Annotated in this window: 16 protein-coding genes; 4 read left to right on the top strand and 12 right to left on the bottom strand. The window is 61.2% G+C overall.

All coding sequences use genetic code 11. The features are described from left to right. Positions 1-120: 120 nt before the first annotated feature. On the top strand, positions 121-1,581 hold the full coding sequence (gene dacB / locus BM382_RS24705; RefSeq protein ID WP_015634763.1) for a D-alanyl-D-alanine carboxypeptidase/D-alanyl-D-alanine endopeptidase: 1,461 nt from the start codon (positions 121-123) through the stop codon (positions 1,579-1,581). A gap of 42 nt (positions 1,582-1,623) precedes the next feature. Here the strand turns inward: dacB and BM382_RS24700 are convergent, their stop codons facing one another. After that, complete coding sequence (locus BM382_RS24700) at positions 1,624-4,023, bottom strand: sensor domain-containing diguanylate cyclase (protein WP_072444163.1); 2,400 nt, start codon at positions 4,021-4,023, stop codon at positions 1,624-1,626. Between the two features lie 136 nt (positions 4,024-4,159). Then, positions 4,160-6,424 carry a bifunctional 23S rRNA (guanine(2069)-N(7))-methyltransferase RlmK/23S rRNA (guanine(2445)-N(2))-methyltransferase RlmL gene (gene rlmKL, locus BM382_RS24695; protein ID WP_053150032.1) on the bottom strand — a complete coding sequence of 755 codons (2,265 nt, stop codon included), beginning with the start codon at positions 6,422-6,424 and terminating at the stop codon, positions 4,160-4,162. A 544-nt stretch (positions 6,425-6,968) separates the two neighbouring features. Between rlmKL and BM382_RS24685 the strand changes: the two genes are divergently transcribed. Next, a complete protein-coding gene (locus BM382_RS24685; protein WP_015634760.1) occupies positions 6,969-7,184 on the top strand; it encodes a ribosome modulation factor in 216 nt (71 codons plus the stop codon). A 133-nt stretch (positions 7,185-7,317) separates the two neighbouring features. Here BM382_RS24685 and BM382_RS24680 read toward each other — a convergent pair whose 3' ends face one another. The 9 genes from BM382_RS24680 to ppsA all read right to left on the bottom strand — a co-directional run bounded on the left by BM382_RS24680 (position 7,318) and on the right by ppsA (position 16,888). Then, positions 7,318-8,337: a quinone-dependent dihydroorotate dehydrogenase gene (locus BM382_RS24680; protein ID WP_011060197.1), complete on the bottom strand. Its 1,020-nt coding sequence runs from the start codon at positions 8,335-8,337 to the stop codon at positions 7,318-7,320. Positions 8,338-8,760: 423 nt separating this feature from the next. Further along, positions 8,761-9,738 carry an OmpA family protein gene (locus BM382_RS24675; protein ID WP_011060196.1) on the bottom strand — a complete coding sequence of 326 codons (978 nt, stop codon included), beginning with the start codon at positions 9,736-9,738 and terminating at the stop codon, positions 8,761-8,763. Between the two features lie 107 nt (positions 9,739-9,845). After that, complete coding sequence (gene sigX, locus BM382_RS24670; RefSeq protein WP_011060195.1) at positions 9,846-10,436, bottom strand: RNA polymerase sigma factor SigX; 591 nt, start codon at positions 10,434-10,436, stop codon at positions 9,846-9,848. Between the two features lie 88 nt (positions 10,437-10,524). Then, entirely contained in the window at positions 10,525-11,349 is an 825-nt protein-coding gene (locus BM382_RS24665) for a mechanosensitive ion channel family protein (protein WP_011060194.1), read from the bottom strand. Positions 11,350-11,351: 2 nt separating this feature from the next. After that, positions 11,352-11,597 carry a hypothetical protein gene (locus BM382_RS24660; protein ID WP_011060193.1) on the bottom strand — a complete coding sequence of 82 codons (246 nt, stop codon included), beginning with the start codon at positions 11,595-11,597 and terminating at the stop codon, positions 11,352-11,354. A 63-nt stretch (positions 11,598-11,660) separates the two neighbouring features. Then, a complete protein-coding gene (locus BM382_RS24655) occupies positions 11,661-12,656 on the bottom strand; it encodes a zinc transporter ZntB (protein WP_015634750.1) in 996 nt (331 codons plus the stop codon). Positions 12,657-12,681: 25 nt separating this feature from the next. Further along, on the bottom strand, positions 12,682-13,173 hold the full coding sequence (gene rraA, locus BM382_RS24650; protein ID WP_011060191.1) for a ribonuclease E activity regulator RraA: 492 nt from the start codon (positions 13,171-13,173) through the stop codon (positions 12,682-12,684). Positions 13,174-13,420: 247 nt separating this feature from the next. Beyond that, positions 13,421-14,410, bottom strand: a complete 990-nt coding sequence (locus BM382_RS24645; RefSeq protein WP_011060190.1) for an alpha/beta fold hydrolase — start codon at positions 14,408-14,410, stop codon at positions 13,421-13,423. A gap of 102 nt (positions 14,411-14,512) precedes the next feature. After that, complete coding sequence (gene ppsA, locus BM382_RS24640) at positions 14,513-16,888, bottom strand: phosphoenolpyruvate synthase (protein WP_011060189.1); 2,376 nt, start codon at positions 16,886-16,888, stop codon at positions 14,513-14,515. Positions 16,889-17,062: 174 nt separating this feature from the next. Here ppsA and BM382_RS24635 point away from each other — a divergent pair, with 174 nt between their 5' ends. Then, entirely contained in the window at positions 17,063-17,881 is an 819-nt protein-coding gene (locus BM382_RS24635; RefSeq protein WP_011060188.1) for a posphoenolpyruvate synthetase regulatory kinase/phosphorylase PpsR, read from the top strand. Positions 17,882-17,929: 48 nt separating this feature from the next. Here the strand turns inward: BM382_RS24635 and BM382_RS24630 are convergent, their stop codons facing one another. Beyond that, the gene (locus BM382_RS24630; protein WP_072444264.1) at positions 17,930-19,354 is read right to left on the bottom strand and encodes an aminotransferase-like domain-containing protein; all 1,425 of its coding nucleotides are present in this window, start codon (positions 19,352-19,354) and stop codon (positions 17,930-17,932) included. Positions 19,355-19,447: 93 nt separating this feature from the next. Here BM382_RS24630 and BM382_RS24625 point away from each other — a divergent pair, with 93 nt between their 5' ends. Continuing rightward, entirely contained in the window at positions 19,448-20,401 is a 954-nt protein-coding gene (locus BM382_RS24625; RefSeq protein ID WP_065363439.1) for a DMT family transporter, read from the top strand. Positions 20,402-20,475 lie beyond the last annotated feature (74 nt).

The following is a 20,475-nucleotide window of genomic DNA, read 5'->3' as shown; positions in this document are numbered from 1 at the left end:
CCGTGGCACGGCACAAGCCGCTATACCTTGGGGCATAATGCCGACACTTTCATGACCACTGAGGGATTTTATCTGCATGCCCTCGCCTTTTTTCCCCTCGACTGCAGGGTTCCATTTCATATGATCAAATCGTTGCGTCCACTGTTGCTGGCCAGTGTTTTTCTCCCCCTGGCCTTTCCCGTTTCCGCGGCCCCGGTCAACACCACCCTGACCCCCAAGGTCCAGCAAGCCCTCAAAGCCAGCAAACTTCCGGATAACGCCCTGTCCCTGGTGATGATTCCCCTGAACGGCCCCGGCACCCCGACCATCTTCAACGCCGATGTATCGGTGAACCCGGCCTCCACCATGAAACTGGTGACCACCTACGCGGCCCTGGAAATGCTCGGCCCGACCCACCAGTGGAAAACCGAGTTCTACACCGACGGCACCCTCAGCGGCGGCATCCTCAATGGCAACCTGTACCTCAAGGGCGGCGGCGACCCCAAGCTGAACATGGAGAAGCTTTGGCTGCTGATGCGTGACCTGCGGGCCAATGGCGTACAGCAAGTCACTGGCGATCTGGTGCTGGACCGCAACTTCTTCGTGCAGCCGCAACTGCCGGAATTCAATGACGATGGCAACGACGAGAACAAGCCGTTCCTGGTCAAGCCGGACGCCCTGATGGTCAACCTCAAGGCCCTGCGCTTCGTTGCCCGCAATGACTCAGGACGGGTCCTGGTTTCGGTGGAGCCGCCGATCGCCAAGATCCGCATCGACAACCAGGTCAAGGCGGTCAACACCAAGCAGTGCACTGGAGACGTGCGCTACAACCCCGTCACCCAGGCCGATGGCAGCGTGATCGTGACCGTCGGCGGGCAGTTGGGTGATGGTTGCAGTTCCCAGACTTACCTGTCGCTGCTGGACCACGCCACCTACACCGCCGGCGCGGTGCGGGCAATCTGGAGCGAGCTGGGCGGCAGCATCCAGGGCCAGGATCGCCTGGCCGTGGTACCCAAGGATGCCAAGGTCCTGGCCCGCGCCTTCTCCCCGGACCTCGCGGAAATCATCCGCGACATCAACAAATACAGTAACAACACCATGGCCCAGCAGTTGTTCCTGAGCCTGGGGGCCAAGTACCGCAACGAAGCCGATGGCGACGACGCCAAGGCGGCCCAGCGTGTGGTGCGCCAATGGCTGGCGAAGAAAGGCATCACCTCGCCGCACCTGGTGATGGAGAACGGTTCCGGCCTGTCGCGTGCCGAGCGGGTCAGTGCCCGGGAAATGGCCGGCCTGCTGCAAGCGGCGTGGAAAAGCCCCTACGCCGCCGAGTTCATCAGCTCGATGCCGATCGCCGGCATGGATGGCACCATGCGCAAGCGCCTCAAGCGCACCGCCATGTCCGGTGAGGCGCACATCAAGACCGGCACCCTGAACACCGTACGCGCCATCGCCGGCTACAGCCGCGACGACAACGGCAATACCTGGGCGGTGGTGGCAATCCTCAACGACCCACGGCCATTTGGCGCCTCTTCGGTACTCGACCAGGTCCTGCTGGACCTGTACCGCCAGCCGAAACTGGCGACCAGCGCTTCGGTGCTGTAAGCGGCGACGCTGGCGGCGGCAAGCCTTGCGCGCCGCCAGTGTTCACGGCTGTTCCATCAGGACCCGGTCCCGCCCCGCCTGCTTGGCGGCATAGACCGCAGAGTCGGCCCGCAGCAGCAGCTCATCTGCACCCTCCCCCGCACGCCAACTGGCGATACCGAAACTGGCGGTGACACTCTTCACCGGCCCGATCGGCGAACTGCGCACACCGTGCCACAGCTCCTGCGCCAGAATCAGCGCTTGCTGGCCGCTGGTGTCCGGGCACAGGACCATGAACTCCTCTCCCCCCAGACGGCAGAAGACGTCGATGCGCCGCAGGCGCCGGCCGATGCGCTCGCACAACCCGCGCAGCACCTGATCCCCCACACCGTGACCGTACTGATCGTTGATCCGCTTGAAATGGTCGATGTCCAGCATGATCACCGCCATGACGCCACCACCTCGCTCCAGGCGGTGCATCTCGGCCTGAAGCCGCTCCTGGAAGTAGCGCCGGTTGTGGATACCGGTCAGGGAGTCGGTGACCGACAATGCCCGCAGTTCCTCCTCGACCCGTTTGAGATCGGAGATATCCGATATATAGCCGTGCCAGAGCACACCGCCGCCCCGCAGGCTTTCCGGGCTCGCTGCGCCGCGCATCCAGCGCACCCCCCGCTGCGGCAGGCAGACCCGGTACTCCTCGCGCCAGGGACTGAGCTGCTGCGCCGAAACCCGGATCGACTCACGCACCCGCTCCACATCCTCAGGATGGATGCGCTCGAATGCCGCCTCGGCATCCTGCTGCAGCAGTTGCGGCTCGATCTCGTAGATCTCGCGCAGGCCATCGCTGGCATAGGGAAAACTGGTATGCCCGTCGGCGTCCAGCTTGAACTGATAGATCCCGCCGGGCACGTGGGCGCTGAGCCGCTGCAGCAAGCGGTCACGGGCGGCCAGGGCTTCATGCACGCGCTTGCGTTCGGTGATATCGATGCAGATGGCCAGATGGCCGATCCACAACCCCTGGTCGTCGAGCACCGGGGTGGCCAGCATGTTGACTTGCAGATGGCTGCCGTCACGCCGCACCAGGGTCCATTCCCGGGCCTCATGCCCGCCGGCCATGCCCTCTTCCACCAGCATCGCCTGGGACACCGGGATGGCTTTGCCGTAACGCTGGGTGAGGCTCTGGGCCCAGCTTTCCAGCTCTTCGGGCAGGTGCAGACTTTCCAGGGTCAGGTGCCCCACCGCCTCACTGCTGCTGTAGCCGAGCATCTGCTCGGCCCCGGCATTGAAAGTGCTGATCACTCCGCGCAGGTCGGTGGCAATGATCGCTACCTGAGTGGCGGCATTGAGCACGCAGCGCAACTGGCTGTGGGTGCCGCGCAACGCCTGCTCGCTGCTACGCAGCTCCTCGGTGCGCTGCTCCACCAGGGCCAGAGCCCGCTGACGCTGGCTGACCAGGACGTAGAGCAAGGCGCTGAGCAGCAGGCTGAGCATGCCGCCAAGAATCACCAGGCTACCCAGGGCTGAATGGTTGGCGTGCAGGAAGGCCGCGCTGGGGCGGATGTCCACCTGATAGTCCCGGTCCGCCAGGCGCAGCAGGCGGCTGGCGGTCAGGCTGCTGCTGATGGGCGGGTTGTTCGACTCGTAGAGCACCTCGTGCTGGCCCTCGGTGGACAGGTCGAGAATCCGCACCGACAGGTTATCGCTGGCAGGAACCGGCAGGCCGTCCGCCACCAGTTGCCGCAGGCTGATGATCGCCAGAACATAGCCGTAGGGCCGGTCCTGGGGGGCGGAAGCATCCTGCGCGCGCCTGACCGGCGCCGCCAACAGCACCCCTCGCGCATAGGCCTGGTCCACGGCCACCAGTTGCAAAGGCGGAGAGACCGCCAGGCCATTGAGTTCCCGAGCACGTTCCAGGGTGGCTCGGCGCAGGGGTTGAGCCAGGAGGTCGTAACCCAGGGGCGACCCCAGGGGGCTCTGGGTCTGGCTGTACAGCACCGGCGCGTAGTCATCGTGCTCGCCGGCCGGCTCCATCTGGCCCGTGGCATTCAACTGCAAAATGGAAAACCCCGGCAGCCCCTGATCGCGAATCGACTGCTCGAACCCCGGGCGCTGGGCGCGGCTCACCAGAGGCGCCCAGGCATAGGCCTGGGTGCGGCGCAACAAGGGTTTGGCGTAGCCATCGAAATCCTGGCGGGTCACCAGGTCGGAATTGACAAAGAAGCGCCGCAAGCCGTCCAGGCGTTGCTCCTGGTCTTGAAAGCGTTCTTCGATGCGGCTGTAGCGTTCGCCGGCCAGCAACTGGAAGCGCTGGCGCACCTGCTGCTTGTTCAGGCTGTAGGTGGACCAGGCCAAGAGCCCGGTGAGGATGCCGCCCGCAACCAGGACCAGCACCGCCACCAGCCAGGCAGATACCTCTTCACTTATGAAACCCAGGATTTTCGGGCGTACAACATGCAGAGGCATAAGCAGAACTCATCACGCCAGCGAGTTTGGGCATCATCCGGACCAAGTGTGAGTTATAGCTATTAGCCACTAATTTGACCAGCGCTAAACAGCCCCCGAAACCTGAAAAAACAGGCCTCGGGGACATATCCGGCCATCAGCGCGCGGTGACTTTCCAGGCACGGTGGATTTTGCCGTTGCGGGCGAAATCCGGGTCGATGGTTTTCGCCGTGATCTCCTCGATCTGGTAGCGCGCGGCGAGGTTTTCATCCAGCTGGAACTTGCGGAAGTTGTTGGAGAAATACAACACGCCCCCCGGCGCCAGGCGTGCCATGGCCAGGTCCAGCAACTGCACCTGGTCACGCTGCACGTCGAACACCCCTTCCATGCGCTTGGAGTTGGAGAAGGTCGGCGGGTCGATGAAGATCAAGTCGAACTCGTCACGGCAGCTGTCCAGCCAGGCCATCACATCGCCCTGCTCCAGGCGGTTCTTGTCGGAGAAACCGTTGAGCGAGAAATTGCGGCGTGCCCAGTCCAGATAGGTTTTCGACAGGTCGACGCTGGTGGTGCTGCGCGCGCCGCCCTTGGCCGCGTGCACACTGGCGGTGGCGGTGTAGCAGAACAGGTTGAGGAAACGCTTGCCCGCCGCCTCTTGCTGAATACGCATGCGCATCGGCCGGTGATCGAGAAACAGCCCGGTATCCAGGTAGTCGGTAAGGTTCACCAGTAGCTTGATCCCGCCTTCACGAACTTCGGTGAACTGGCCCTGGGCACTCTGGCGCTCGTACTGCTTGGTGCCGCTCTGGCGCTCGCGACGCTTGATCACCACCCGGCTCTTGTCGACATTCAACGCCTGGGGAATCGCCGCCAGGGCATCGAACAGACGTGCCTGGGCCTTTTCCGGGTCCACCGATTTGGGCGCCGCGTACTCCTGCACGTGCACCCAATCCTGGTAGAGGTCGATGGCCAGGGAGTATTCCGGCATGTCGGCATCGTAGACACGGTAGCACTCGATGCCCTCGCGCTTGGCCCACTTGCCCAGTTGCTTGAGGTTCTTTTGCAGGCGGTTGGCGAACATCTGCCCGCCCTCGCTCAGGCGCGCCTGCTCGACCACGGGAGCAGGAGCCGGGGCCGGCTTGATCGGGTTGCCATTCTTGTTGTACTGGCGCACGGGTGCTTCGTCCGCGGCGGCCTGGGCCTGCTCGCGTTCCACCTGGCGCTGCTCGGCGGTGCGGCGCTCGCCGGTGACGAACTGATCCGGCAGGACCTTGATCAGCAGCAGCTTGCAGGGCAAGGCGCCGTTCCAGAACGAGTACTGTTTGTGGCTGCGGATGCCCATGCGCTTGCCCAGGTCCGGGGCGCCGGTGAACACCGCCGCTTCCCAGTTCAGGCAGGCCTGGCGCAGGCGCTCACCGAGGTTCTGATAGAGGTACAGCAGGCTGGCTTCATCACCCAGGCGCTCGCCGTAGGGTGGGTTGCAGATCACCAGGCCTTTCTGGTTCTGGTCCGGGCGCGGCTCGAAGGTGCCCACTTCGCCCTGGTAGATCTTGATCCACTCGCTCAGGCCGGCGCGCTCTACGTTGTTGCGGCCGGGCTGGATCAGACGCGGATCGGCTTCGTAGCCGCGGATCCACAGTGGTGGCTTGGCGAGGCCGGCCTGGGCCCGGGCCAGCGCTTCGTCGTGCAACTTGCGCCACAGCGCCGGCACGTGGCCGAGCCAGGCAGTGAAGCCCCATTGTTCACGCTTGAGATTGGGGGCGATGTCGGCGGCGATCATCGCCGCCTCCACCAGGAAGGTACCCACGCCACACATCGGGTCGGCCAGGGCGCCGCCTTCGGCAGCGATGCGCGGCCAGCCGGAACGGATCAGGATCGCCGCCGCCAGGTTTTCCTTGAGCGGCGCGGCGCCTTGCTGCAGGCGGTAGCCGCGCTGGTGCAGGCTGTGACCGGAGAGGTCCAGGGAGAGGATGGCTTCGCCGCGGTCCAGGCGCAGGTGGATGCGCAGGTCGGGGTTGAGCTTGTCCACCGAAGGGCGCTCGCCGGTCGGAGTGCGCAGCTTGTCGACAATGGCGTCCTTGACCTTCAGGGCGCCGAAGTGGGTGTTGTCGATGCCCGAGCCATGGCCGCTGAACTCCACGGCCAGGGTGCCGTCGGCCAGCATGTGGTCCTGCCAGTCGACATCCAGCACGCCGTGGTAGAGATCCTCGGCGTCCTTCATCGGGAAGCGCTTGAGCACCAGCAGCACCCGGTTGGCCAGGCGCGACCACAAGCACAGGCGATAGGCTGTCTCCATGTCGGCCATGCCGCGCACGGCAGAAGTGTGCTCACGCGCTTGCTCAAGGCCAAGCCCGACGGCTTCCTCGATCAGCAGGCCTTCAAGGCCTTTGGGACAGGTGAGGAAGATTTCGTAACGATCCGACATGGGAATACCAGGGCCTTTAGCAATAAGTGAACGGGCAACGCATCGCCCGTTCGGTTTTCAATCAAGCGCTTTTCTTCAAGAGCGCTCGTGTGGCGCGAAACTGCGCCGCCCCACCCCGGCAGGCTGGCTTTCTTGCAGGGCAAAAGAGCTTAGAGGCCGGGACAGATAAAAAGTCAGGGCAACAAAATGACATAAGTCGACCCTTCGTCGAATAGTAGTTGAGTGCAACCGTTCGACATTCTCACTAAAGCATTAACCTCATCATCTAGTGAGAGGCTGATCACAGGGGGCTTTGCGTGACAGGCACGATACAAAACCGCCCCAGGCTTATGGCCTGGACAGCATTATCGTTACGTCCTTATGACAAAACGATCATTCACTTGCTGTGACCTATTGGTTAGAACTCAACACAGGTTGGCGCCGCAACGGTGTCAACATCAAAGCTCGCGACGCCGGCAGCGAGCACCAACGGCAGAAGCAATCTGCCCGACCTCAACGAAGGTCGACGGGACATAAAGCAGTCAACAAGTGAGGGAAACACCCTATGAGAAGACTAAAGCGTGATCCGTTGGAAAAAGCGTTTTTACGCGGATATCAGTATGGCGTTAATGGCAAGTCCCGTGAGCTTTGCCCATTTACTCTACCGTCGGTGCGCCAAGCCTGGATTAACGGCTGGCGAGAAGGACGCGGCGACAACTGGGACGGTATGACAGGCACTGCGGGCATCCACAGACTCAACGAACTTCGCGCTGTCGGCTGATCAGGGCACATTCCGACACCTAAAACTTGAATAGATGACGACTTAACCACGCACGCCCCATCCGGGCGGCGGGCTTCGGCCCAGGGGCTCCTTCGAGGAGCCCTTTTTTATGCCCGCGTGCCGTCCTTCCCTCTCAGCCCATGGCCGCGATGGCATCCACCGACTCGCGAATCAGCGCCGGCCCCTTGTAGATGAACCCCGAATACAGCTGCACCAGGCTGGCGCCCGCAGCGATCTTCTCAGCCGCGTGCTTGCCTTCGGTGATGCCGCCCACGGCGATGATCGGCAAACGGCCGGCCAGTTCAGCAGCCAGTACCTTGACCGTGTGGGTGCTCTTTTCCCGTACCGGTGCGCCGGACAGGCCGCCGGCCTCGGCGCCGTGCTCCAGGCCTTCGACACCTTCACGGCTCAAAGTGGTGTTGGTGGCGATCACTGCATCCATGCCGGTTTCAAGCAGGGCGCGGGCCACTTCCACGGTTTCCTCGTCGCTCATGTCCGGAGCGATCTTGATGGCCAGCGGTACACGCTTGCCGTGGATCGCAGTCAGTTCCTGTTGGCGCTGGCTCAAGGCCGCCAGCAGTTGCTTGAGCGACTCGCCAAATTGCAGGCTGCGCAGGCCCGGGGTATTGGGCGAGCTGACGTTGACCGTGACATAGCTGGCGTGGGCATAGACCTTGTCCAGGCAGATCAGGTAATCATCCACCGCCCTCTCCACCGGGGTGTCGAAGTTCTTGCCGATATTGATCCCCAGCACGCCCTTGTATTGCGAGGCCGCGACCCGTGCCAGCAGGTTGTCGACCCCCAGGTTGTTGAAGCCCATGCGGTTGATGATGGCCTCGGCCTGGGGCAGGCGGAAGATCCGCGGCTTGGGGTTGCCCGGTTGCGGGCGTGGGGTGACGGTGCCGATCTCGACAAAACCAAACCCCAATTGGGCGAAGCCGTCGATGGCTGCGCCGTTCTTGTCCAGGCCCGCAGCCAGCCCTACCGGGTTCGCAAACTCCAGGCCCATGACCTTGACCGGCATCTGCGCCGGGGCCTTGCACAACAGCCCGTTAAGGCCCAAACGCCCGCCCGCGCCGATCAGGTCCAGGGACAGATCGTGGGAGGTTTCCGGGGAGAGTTTGAACAACAGCTGGCGGGCCAGGGTATACATGGGCGGGATGAACTCGGTTGGCGGCGAAATAGGGCGCCGATTATAGCCGGCCCCGGGGCTTGCAGGCGAGGCGCGAAGTAAAATCCCCACCGGGCTGGCATATGCCTTGCACTCTCTTGTGCATGCAGACCTCGGCCAAGGACGGCTGAGGTGCCAGGACAATGGCGTCGTCACCCGTCCCGGCTTCACCCGGTCAGCGGGTACGACGCTTTTTGATGCAAGGTGCCACGCCATGACCGATCTTCCCAACACCCCGCCGGCCTGGGTCAACGGCAGCGATGCCCCGGAAAAGTCCGCCATCGACCTGGGCTTCGCGGCGCACCATAGACCGGTTACTGGCCTACGATGACCCGCACCGGGAAGGCAAATCGCAGGCAAAGAAAAGCCCGGCCTAGGCCGGGCTTTTCCAAGCTACAAGGCTAATTACTTAGCTTGAGCTTCTACCGAGGCTTCTACGCGACGGTTAACTGCGCGACCAGCTTCAGTTGCGTTGTCGGCAACTGGGCGGGACTCACCGTAACCAACGGATTGAACGCGGTTAGCGCCAACGCCGTACTGGTTAACCAGAACTTGTTTAACGGCGTTTGCACGACGCTCAGACAGCTTCTGGTTGTAAGCGTCAGGACCGACGGAGTCAGTGTGACCTTCAACAACGGTGGTGGTCTGTGGGTACTGCTTCATGAAGTCAGCGAGGTTCTTGATGTCAGCGTAGCTGTTAGGCTTGACGACCGACTTGTCGAAGTCGAACTTCACGTCCAGCTCAACACGAACCACTTCAGCAACTGGAGCTTCTGGAGCTGGCTCTGGAGCTGGAGCTGGTGCTACTGGAGCTGGAGCGACTTTGCCGCCGCTGCCACCGAAGTTCACACCCAGACCGATGGTAGGAGCGTAGTCCCACTTGCCGTTGTCCAGCTTGTAGTCAGCTTCAACGCCAGCACGGGCGAACAGGTTGTCGGTGATGTACCACTTAACACCAGCGCCTGCAGTCAGGAAAGTCGACTGGTCGCGACCGCTGTGGCCGTCGGCCTCAACGTTGGTCATGCTCTTGTGAGCAACACCGCCGGAAACGTATGGACGCAGAGCGTCACCCACGGTACCAAAGTGGTACTGAGCGTTCAGGCCGAAGTTGTCGCCTTTGATTTTCTGGTTACCAGTACCGTCGTTGGAACGGGTGTGGTTGGTCTTGTCGTAGGTGGCGTTCAACGACAGATCGTCGGTCAGGAAGTAGCCGATCGATGCGCCTGGGTTGAAGCCGTCTTCAACGTGATTAACGCTGTCGTTGTACTGTTTTTTGTAAAACAGTTCACCCTCGACCGCGCCTTGGCCTTGCGCCAGAACGCCGAACGAAGTCACGGCAACAATAGAACCAATGGCAATGCCCAAGGTGTTTTTCAGTTTCATCCGTTAAATCCCCATCTGGTGATTGTAAAGCAGTCCCACATACCGGGGGACAACTCGGCGGTAAGTCTATCAGAACTCACCTAGACGTAAGAGATATTTGCGCCGAACTAAGTTTCAGCAATACCTGCAAATTTCTCACGCAATTTATCAAGAGCACGTTTGTAACGCATCTTTGTAGCACTCAACCCCATATGCATGATGTCCGCGATCTCTTGAAATTCCAGCTCTGCGACAAATCGTAGCACCAGAATTTCCCGATCAATCGGGTTCACATGCACCAACCAGCGATCAAGTCCACCCTTTTCCTCAGGTTTCGGCGCCTTCTCTTCAGACGCCTCCTCGAGGGGGTCAAGACTTAAAGCGTCCATCAACCGACGCTTGCGCCGCTCCTTGCGATACTGCGTGATGCATTCGTTGTACGTGATGCTATATAGCCATGTCTTGAACTTCGATTTACCCTCAAAGTTCTTAAGGCCATACAGCACCTTCAACATCACTTCCTGACAGACATCATCCGCATCCCGATCGTTCCCCAGATAACGTGCACAAACATTAAATAGGGTCCTCTGATAGCGCCGCATCAACTCTTCATAGGCGCGTGTTACGTGAAACAGCTCCGTATGTGAGCGCGCAACCAACTCCTCATCAGAGAGCTCACGGGGGTCATAGCGCGTGGATAGCGATTGGGTTTTATTCAAAACGAGTCGTGCCGACAGTCAGGTCAATGTCCGCCGCAGCCCGATGACGGGCATTTTGCGGCGGCATACATTAGCAGGGTTTGCCGGGTTAGCGGCTACTTACATGCTGCTCCAGCAGGATCCGATTGGAGAGAGAGACTAGCTCACCCTCATCGGTCAGCAATGTAGTTTTAACCGTGCCAATCTCTTCGATCTGGCCTTCGACCTCACCAACACGTACTTGTTGCCCAACCTGATACAACTCACGCACATAGATTCCCGCAAGAATCTGCCCGGCAATTTCCCGGCTTCCCAACCCCATGGCCAACGCAACAGCCAGACCAACGGTAATCAATACAATGACGATCACATGGTTGAGCAGGTCGGTTTTGACCTCCAACTGACTGATCGCCACGGAAATACTGATGATGATCACCAGCCCCTGGGCAATTCGCCCCAGGCCGCCGGCGTAATCCAGGCCTACGCCTTCTGCGGCGCCGCGCACCAGGCCATTGGCCAGTTGCGCCAGCAAAACCCCCACCAGCAACACCAGCGCAGCACCGAAAACCTTCGGTAAATACAGCGCAAGCATATCGAGCGTAGCCGAAACTCGCTCAAGGCCAAGGGATTCAGCAGCAGAAACCAGAAAAATCAGCAAAACGAACCAATAGACGATCTTGCCGATCAGGGTCGAGATGGGTACCTGCAAACCCGCACGAGACAGCAACTTGGTCAGGCCGGTGCCGCCCATGAGGCGATCCAGGCCCAGCTTGGCCAGCAATTTCGAGAGCAGGGTATCGAGCAGCTTGGCCACCACGAAGCCCAGCAACAGCACCACCAACGCGCCGAACAGGTTCGGAATGAAGTTCGCCACCTTGGTCCACAAGGCGGTCATCGCCGTGACGAGGCTCTGCGTCCAGAGATCCAGTTCCATATTCAATCAGCCTTATCAGCAGTGCGAGCAGAAGATTTACGACGAGAAACCGGCGCAATATGAGCCGATCCGTTATTCAAGGCGATCATCAGCGCCGGCAGCCAGCGGCCCAGAAGGCTGAACAGATCCCCCGCCCCCACCTGACGGTTGGCGGTTTTCAGTACGCGGCCCAGGCAGGCATCGTCATCGCGGCTCGATGGCGAGGCTTTGAGCATGTCACGCAAAGACTGTTCAAACGGATCGTGCATACGCACCTCTGGTGATGTCTGAAAAAGACGCGATCAGATTTATTCGGGTCACATGAAGCATCATCACACCCAGCGCAAACGACGAAACAACCACCATTGCCCCACGGCCACCGCCACCAATAAAAGGCAGGCGATGATGAAACCATAAGGGCTGGCCGAGAACGGAATGCCGCCCACGTTGATCCCCAAAAGGCCGGTGAGAAAACTCATCGGCAGGAAGATCCCGGTAATGATCCCGAAGCGGTACATGGTGCGATTCATGCGCACGCTCAAACGCCGGTCTTCGGCCTCCAGCACAAGCCCCACGCGCTCTCGGGTCAATTCCAGCTCTTCCAGGTAACGGGTCAGACTGTTGTGCAGCTCGTTCCAGTAATCACCATCATCCACGGCGAACCAGGGCAGTTTTATCCGGCTCAACTGGGCGAAGATATCCCGCTGCGGAGCCAGGAAGCGCTTGAGCCCGGCAGCCCGCCGACGGATCTGCAAAATGCTGCCGTGCTCGGGGGTATACCGTTCGTCGGCATCCAGTTTTTCTTCCTCGCCATCGACCACTTCCGAGAGGTCGCTGACCAGATTCTGCACCTTGTGGGTCAGGTACTCGGCCATATAAAGGAGGAGTTCGGCAGACGTCTTCGGCCCTCGGCCCTCGGCAAGCTGCACCAACAGCTCATCGGTGGCGCGCAACTGACGCAGGCGCAAGGAAATCACCCGCTGGGCAGAGGCAAAGATCCGCACCGAGACCATGTCTTCCGGCTCGGCCCCCGGGTTCAGGTTGATACCCCGCAGAAACAGCAGCAACTCCGAGTCCGGGAGCGCCAGCAGGCGTGGGCGGGTGTTTTCCTCCAGCAGCAGGTCACAGCTGAACTCGCTCAGGCCGCTGGAGCGACGCAACCAGGTCTGGGTCTGCGGATGGCTGCGATCCCAATGCAGCCACAGGCTTTCATGGGCCTGCAGTTGCAGGTCGTCGAGCTCAGTCCGGGCAATCGAACGCGCACCGCCTTCACCATCCAGCACCAGGGCATGTACCAGCCCCCATTGCGCGTTTTCTTCCTCGAACATCCGCATCCCTTGTCAGGTCGATTGTTTATTCAGGCATTTTCAGCGGGCTTGGCGAAACGATCACGCCATTGTTGTCGGCGTAGACATACTCGCCAGGACGAAAAGTCACACCGGCAAAGGTCACCGCCACATTGAGGTCGCCGATGCCGCGCTTGTCAGTCTTCATCGGGTGGCTGGCCAGGGCCTGGACGCCAAGATCGGTCTGGGCGATGACATCCACATCACGGATGCAACCGTAGATCACCAACCCTTCCCAACCGTTTTTTGCGGCTTTCTCGGCCAGCATGTCGCCCAGCAGGGCGCGGCGCAGCGAGCCGCCACCATCCACCACCAACACCTTGCCCTGCCCCTTGAGTTCCACTTGTTCCTTGACCAGCGAGTTGTCCTCGAAGCACTTGATGGTGACGATTTCACCGCCAAAGGAATCGCGACCACCGAAATTGCTGAACATCGGCTCTACCACCTGCACCAGGTCCGGGTAGGCGTCGCACAGGTCGGGAGTGAGGTAATGGTTCATCGAGAAACTCCTGTAACAGAAAGAACACGATCGAAGGTGTCGGTGCTGCCTTATATAGATACGCGCCCAGACCGCAGATGTTTAACCTGCAAGGCCTGATGAGCGAACCCGCCAGCCCCGTATTTTCGCAGCCAGGCCAGCGGAACGGAAAGCCGACTCAATAACTGAATGTGACCAGAACAGCGCAATGCGTCATATCTTAGCCGCAAGCGCTATCGAGCGAAATGCCCTTGTCAGAGCCTTCGCCTCAAACCGCAGCCACGGGTTCGGCAACAGAAACCAGCAATGGAGCCTGCTGATCCTTGAGCCAGCACGCGACCAGCGGCCAGACCTCAGTCTGCGCCGGTTTGCTCACCAGCATCTCGACGTGACCGAAATTACCGCTGAATCCCTGCTCGCGCCCCAGGCAGACAAATTGTTTCTGCTCGCTGCCCAACTGCTCGAACAACTTGCGACAGGCCCAGGTCGGATCCTGATGATCCCCTGCGGCACTGACTGCCAGTGCCGGCACCGTAACCTGCGCCAGGCCCGCCCACCAATCCTTGTCGGCATCGCCAAAACGACCAAACAATCCATGCCAGCGCATGCTCTCCAGAGCCAGCCCGATGGGCTCGTCCTCGGGGCCGCGCTTGAGCCGCGAGCCGGACAGCTGGGCAAAGCGCTTGATCACCAGGCGTCCACCCCACTCCACCATCGGGATCTTCAAGGGCCAGTAGGTACGGCTGATCTGGGTACCGAAAAACGCCGCCGAAGCCACGCCCGCATCACCCAGGTACTGCCCGCCCAAGGCGGCCGCCAGGGTAGTGCCGCCCAGGGAATGACCGATCCAATGGGGAACCTGCACACTTTGCTCACGGACGAAGGCGGCAATTGCCGGCAAATCGTACCGAGCGTAGTCGGCGACACGGTTCTTGCGGTAGTCGGCATTGCGGCGCGACAAACCGTGACCGCGCATTTCAGGAATCCACACATCGAATCCCGCGCGGGCCAGATAGGCCCCCAGCCCGATGCCCTTGGGCGAATACCAGAAACGTCGATTGGAAAAGCTGCCATGCAGCAGGACCACGGGGATCCCCCGGGCTTCAGGCTCATCGGCCAGCCCCAGGCGGGTAACGGCCAACTCCACGGAAGGGTCGGGACTGTTGCCGGGCTTCAAGCGATAGACATCTTCGCTGAGGTCGCCTCGACGCTCGGCACTGATCAAGGCGACCGGAAATAGGTTGCTGCTGCTTTGCATATTCTTCTTGCACAAAAAAGGGCGGCATCCAGAAGAAGCACGCCCTGCTTGAATCTTCAAGAGCCAGCCAGCCTTGCGACCGACCGGCTCTGCACTCACCGATTACGCCGCGCCTTGACCTTCAGCCAGGAAGAACCAGGTTTCCAGTACCGAGTCCGGGTTCAGCGAAACGCTTTCAATGCCCTGCTCCATCAGCCACTTGGCCAGGTCCGGGTGGTCCGAAGGCCCCTGGCCGCAGATGCCGATGTACTTGCCAGCCTTGTTGCAGGCGGCAATGGCATTGGCCAGCAGCTTCTTGACCGCAGGATTACGCTCGTCGAACAGGTGGGCGATGATCCCCGAGTCACGGTCCAGGCCCAGGGTCAGTTGGGTCAGGTCGTTGGAGCCGATGGAGAAACCATCGAAGTACTCGAGGAACTCGTCAGCCAGAATGGCGTTGGACGGCAGTTCGCACATCATGATCACGCGCAGGCCGTTCTCGCCGCGCTTGAGGCCGTTTTCAGCCAGCAGATCAACTACTTGGCTGGCCTCGCCCAGGGTGCGCACGAACGGCACCATGATTTCGACGTTGGTCAGGCCCATCTCGTTGCGCACGCGCTTCAGGGCGCGGCATTCGAGCTCGAAGCAGTCACGGAAGGATTCGCTGATGTAACGCGAAGCACCGCGGAAGCCCAGCATCGGGTTCTCTTCTTCCGGCTCGTAGAGCTTGCCACCGATCAGGTTGGCGTATTCGTTGGACTTGAAGTCCGACAGACGCACGATGACCTTCTTCGGTGTGAACGCCGCAGCCAGGGTGCTGATGCCTTCAACCAGCTTGTCGACGTAGAAGTCCACAGGATCGTGGTAGCCGGCAATACGCTTGTCGACGCTGTCCTTGATCTCTTGTGGCAGCCCGGCGTAGTTCAGCAGTGCCTTGGGGTGCACGCCGATCATGCGGTTGATGATGAACTCCAGGCGGGCCAGGCCCACGCCGGCGTTCGGCAGCTGGGCGAAGTCGAAGGCACGGTCCGGGTTGCCGACGTTCATCATGATCTTGAACGGCAGCTCCGGCATGGCATCCACCGAGTTCTGCTTGATGTCGAAGCCCAGTTCGCCTTCGAAGATGAAACCGGTGTCGCCTTCAGCGCAGGAAACGGTCACGCCCTGGCCATCTTTCAGCAGCTCGGTGGCGTTGCCGCAACCCACTACTGCCGGAATGCCCAGCTCGCGAGCGATGATTGCTGCGTGGCAGGTCCGGCCGCCGCGGTTGGTGACGATGGCGCTGGCGCGCTTCATCACCGGTTCCCAGTCCGGGTCGGTCATGTCGGAGACCAGCACGTCGCCGGCCTGGACCTTGTCCATCTCGGACACGTCCTTGATGATCCGCACCTTGCCGGCGCCAATGCGCTGGCCGATGGCACGGCCTTCCACCAGCACGGTGCCGGTTTCCTTGAGCAGGTAGCGCTCCATGACATTGGCCTGGGTACGGCTCTTCACGGTTTCCGGACGAGCCTGGACGATGTACAGCTTGCCGTCGTCGCCGTCCTTGGCCCATTCGATGTCCATCGGGCACTGATAGTGCTTCTCGATGATCATCGCCTGCTTGGCCAGCTCGCTGACTTCAGCATCGCTCAGGCAGAAACGCGCGCGATCGGCGGCGTCCACGTCCACGGTTTTCACCGAGCGACCAGCCTTGGCTTCGTCGCCGTAGATCATCTTGATCGCCTTGCTGCCCAGGTTGCGGCGCAGGATGGCCGGACGACCGGCTTCAAGGGTGTTCTTGTGGACGTAGAATTCGTCCGGGTTTACCGCGCCCTGGACCACGGTTTCACCCAGGCCATAGGCGCCGGTGATGAATACCACGTCACGGAAGCCCGATTCGGTGTCGAGGGTGAACATCACGCCGGCGGTGCCGGTTTCCGAACGCACCATGCGCTGCACACCGGCAGACAGGGCCACCAGCTTGTGGTCGAACCCCTGGTGCACGCGGTAGGAAATGGCGCGGTCGTTGAAGAGCGAGGCGAACACTTCCTTGGCAGCGCGAATCACATTGTCCACGCCACGGATATTGAGGAAGGTTTCCTGCTGGCCGGCAAAGGAGGCGTCCGGCAAGTCTTCGGCGGTGGCCGAGGAACGCACGGCCACGGCGATGTCGGGATTGCCCGCCGACAGTGCGGCGAAGGCGGTACGGATCTCGGTGTTGAGGCGCTCGGGGAACTCGGCCTCCATGATCCACTGACGGATCTGCGCGCCGGTCTTGGCCAGGGCGTTGACGTCATCGACATCCAGCGCATCGAGCGCTGCATGGATCTGGTCGTTCAGACCACTCAACTCAAGAAAATCACGATAAGCCTGAGCTGTCGTGGCGAAGCCACCAGGGACCGATACGCCCGCACCTGCGAGGTTGCTGATCATCTCGCCCAGGGATGCGTTCTTGCCCCCCACATGCTCAACATCGTGTTTGCCGAGCTTATCGAGGGAAACTACGTACTCTACCAAGGTGATCTCTCCACTAACTGTGTTGGAAAAGCTCAGAAGCCGGCTGCTCCAGGGAGCGTTTGCCCGCTATATGGCCTGGACCTGGAAAATAAGTGAGAATGCGGGCCATTCCCGGCCGACAAATCGCGCCTATCATATCCAAGAATCGTCACTAGCTTAAGGCCCAAGCCGCAAATGAAACGATCTGCTTTCTTTATCTCCGACGGTACCGGCATCACAGCGGAAACCCTCGGCCAGAGCCTGTTGGCGCAGTTCGAAAACGTTACCTTCAGCAAATTCACGCGGCCGTATATCGACAGCATGGAAAAAGCGCGGGCCATGGTACAACAAATCAATATAGCCGCCGAAAAAGACGGCCATCGCCCGATTATCTTCGACACCATCGTCAATCAGGACATTCGTGAGATCCTCGCGACCTCCAATGGTTTCATGATCGACATCTTCTCGACCTTCCTCGCGCCCCTGGAACAGGAGTTGAGCGAACATTCCTCCTACTCCGTCGGCAAATCCCACTCCATTGGCCACAACTCCAACTACATGGAGCGGATCGAGGCGGTGAACTTCGCCCTGGACAACGACGACGGCGCCCGCACCCACTACTACGACAAGGCCGACCTGATCCTGGTGGGCGTGTCGCGTTGCGGCAAGACCCCGACCTGCCTGTACATGGCCATGCAATTCGGCATCCGCGCGGCCAACTACCCGCTGACCGAGGAAGACATGGAGCGCCTGCAGCTGCCCAATGCCCTGCGCGCCCACAAGCACAAGCTGTTCGGCCTGACCATCGACCCCGACCGCCTCACCGCGATCCGCAACGAGCGCAAGCCCAACAGTCGCTATTCCAGCTACGCCCAGTGCGAATTCGAAGTGCGCGAAGTGGAAAACCTGTTCCGCCGCGAAAACATCCCCCACATCAATTCCACCCATTTCTCGGTGGAAGAGATCTCGGCCAAGATCCTCGTGGAAAAAGGCGTGGAACGGCGCTTCAAGTAACCTCTGCGCGACCGAAGGCGAGGCCCGCACTGCCCCTCGCCTGCCGCCCTACCAGCGGGACAGCCCACTCTCCTGCTTCAAGGCCGCGGCCAACGCGGCAAAGCCGTCCTGCAGCCGACGATCATCCGCGGAGGTATTGCAGACACTGGCCCGGACGAATTGCGGCACCGCCGCCTGGCCCACGGCAAAGGCTTCGGCAGTGGCCACCAGGTATCCCTGATGCTTGAGATCCGCCTCGATTTCAGAGGCACGCCACGGCTCCGGAACCCTGATCCAGAAATGCGGGCAACCCTCCGGACTGCGCCACTCCAGCCCCTGCAACACCTCCGTGACCAGCTCCTTGCGCCGGGCGATTTCGGCCATCTGCTGCTGACGCAGGCGCTCGGCAACTCCCGTGTCGATCCAGCCCGCTACCAGCTCCAGCGGCAAAGGCGTGGCCATCCAGCAGGTGGCGCGTACCGCTGCGGCCAAACGTCCCACCAGGGGCGACGGCGCATGCAGGAAACCGACCCGCAGCCCTGACGCCACGGCCTTGCTCAGGCTGCTGATCAGCACCGTGCGCTCCGCTGCGAAATGGGCCAGGGGCGCCGGGCGCCGCTCCATCAGCACGGCGTGGGTTTCATCCTCCAGAATCAACAGGTTATGCCGGCGACAGAGCTCTGCCACGGCCTCGCGCCGCGCAGCGGACTGCACCGCAGCCGTGGGGTTTTGCAGGGTCGGGGTGCAATACAGCGCTGAAATGCGGTGCTGCCGGCACGCTTCGTCCAGGGCCTCCGGCAACAGCCCCTGTGCGTCCATCGGCAACCCCAGGAGCTTGATGCCCAACATTCGCGCCGTGCTGATCAAGCCCGGATAGGTCAGGTGTTCAGTGGCCAGGGTATCGCCGGGCTTGAGCAGTGCCAGCAAGGCGACATGCAAGCCGTGCTGGGCGCCGTTGACGCAAATCACCTGCTCGGGATCCGCCTGCAGGCCATCCTGGGTCAGCCAGCGCGCACCCGCGGCGCGATACCGCACCAGACCGGCCTCGGCGCTGTAACGGGCGATTTGCTGCAGTCCCAAAGGATCTTCTGCCAATGCCCGCAAGCCCTGAGCGATGAAATGGCTTTCCTGGCCGGGAATATGGGTGTTGCGGCTCATGTCGAACAGCGCCTCCGGCTCCTCGGCGACGTTGCGAAAGCCGCTGTCGCGCTGGCGCTGCAAACCGTCCTGGCGCACATAAGTACCATCGCCGACCCGTGCCACCACCTGTCCCAGGCGTTCCAGCTCGGCGTACGCGCGGCTGATGGTGCCAATGGTCACGCCCAGCTTGTCCGCCAGCAGGCGATGGGGCGGCAGTTTGCTACCGGGGGCCAGCGTACCGTCGGCAATGGCCTTTTCCAGGGTCTCGGCCAGTCGCTTGTATTTGGCGCCCACCCCTTCCTGCAATGCGGAACGCATCATTGACACTGTGTCAATACTTACTTTGACAGCCATCATTTTCACCAATAGCGTTGCTCAAGGGCTCAATTACCGCAAATGACTCGCCCAATATAGAGGTCAATTTCTCATCACGAAAGGAATGCCTGCGTGAATAACAGCACCGTCATATCCGACACCCGGGCCCTGCCCCGCCCCTGGCTTGCCACCCTGGTGACCTGCACCCTGTTCCTGATTGTCTGCCTGAGTTGGGGCACCACCTGGCTGGGCATCAAGATTGCGGTGCAAAGCGTGCCGCCACTGACCGCCGCCGGCCTGCGCTTTCTGATTGCCTTTCCGCTGTTCGCCTGTTTTGCCTGGCTGCGCCGCGAGCCGCTGATGTTTCCCAAGGGCAGCCGGGGCTTCCTGGTATTCGTCACCCTGTGCTACTTCAGCCTGCCCTACACCCTGCTCAACTACGGCGAGGTACACGTTTCCTCCGGCCTGACCGCGCTGCTGTTCAGTTGCATGCCGGTGTTCATCCTGATTTTTTCCGCCCTGCTGCTGCGGGAGAAGATTCACCTGGCGCAACTGCTCGGCATCGCCATCGGCTTTGCCAGCCTGTTCCAGATCATTCGCGGCCAGGGCCTGCTCAGCGACCACAATGAACTCTCGGGAGTACTGGCAATTCTCGGCGCGGCGCTGCTGCATGCACTGTGTTACGTGGTCACCAAGAAACACGGCAGCGCCATCAGCGTCATCACCTACAACACCTTGCCGATCGGCATCGCCGGTCTACTGCTGTGCTTGGCGGGGTTGGGGATCGAGCACCCGGACTTTTCCGCCATCAGCCCGCGTTCCTGGGGCGCCCTGCTGTATCTGGGGCTGGCGGCTTCGGTGGGTGGGTTCATTGTCTATTTTTTCCTGCTGAAACGACTGAACCCGGTGATCCTGTCCTTCGTGTTCATCATTTTTCCGGTGTTCGCGGTGATCATCGGCGCCTGGTACGAAGGCCAGAGCCTGTCCCGGGACCTGCTGCTGTATTCCTCGACCTTGCTCGGCGGTTTCGCCATCACCAAACTGCCCCTGGACAAATGGCTGTCCGGAAAGCCCGCCCGACGCTAAAGAGATTCTGTAGGAGCGAGCTTGCTCGCGAAGGCTTTAAGGACACCGCGTCCGCCCAGCGAGCCCGCGTCATC

Source organism: Pseudomonas sp. NFPP25, from assembly GCF_900116505.1.
Taxonomy (GTDB): domain Bacteria; phylum Pseudomonadota; class Gammaproteobacteria; order Pseudomonadales; family Pseudomonadaceae; genus Aquipseudomonas; species Aquipseudomonas protegens.
Note: the sequence above shows the minus strand (reverse complement) of the source record. Positions and strands in the feature narration are given on the sequence as shown.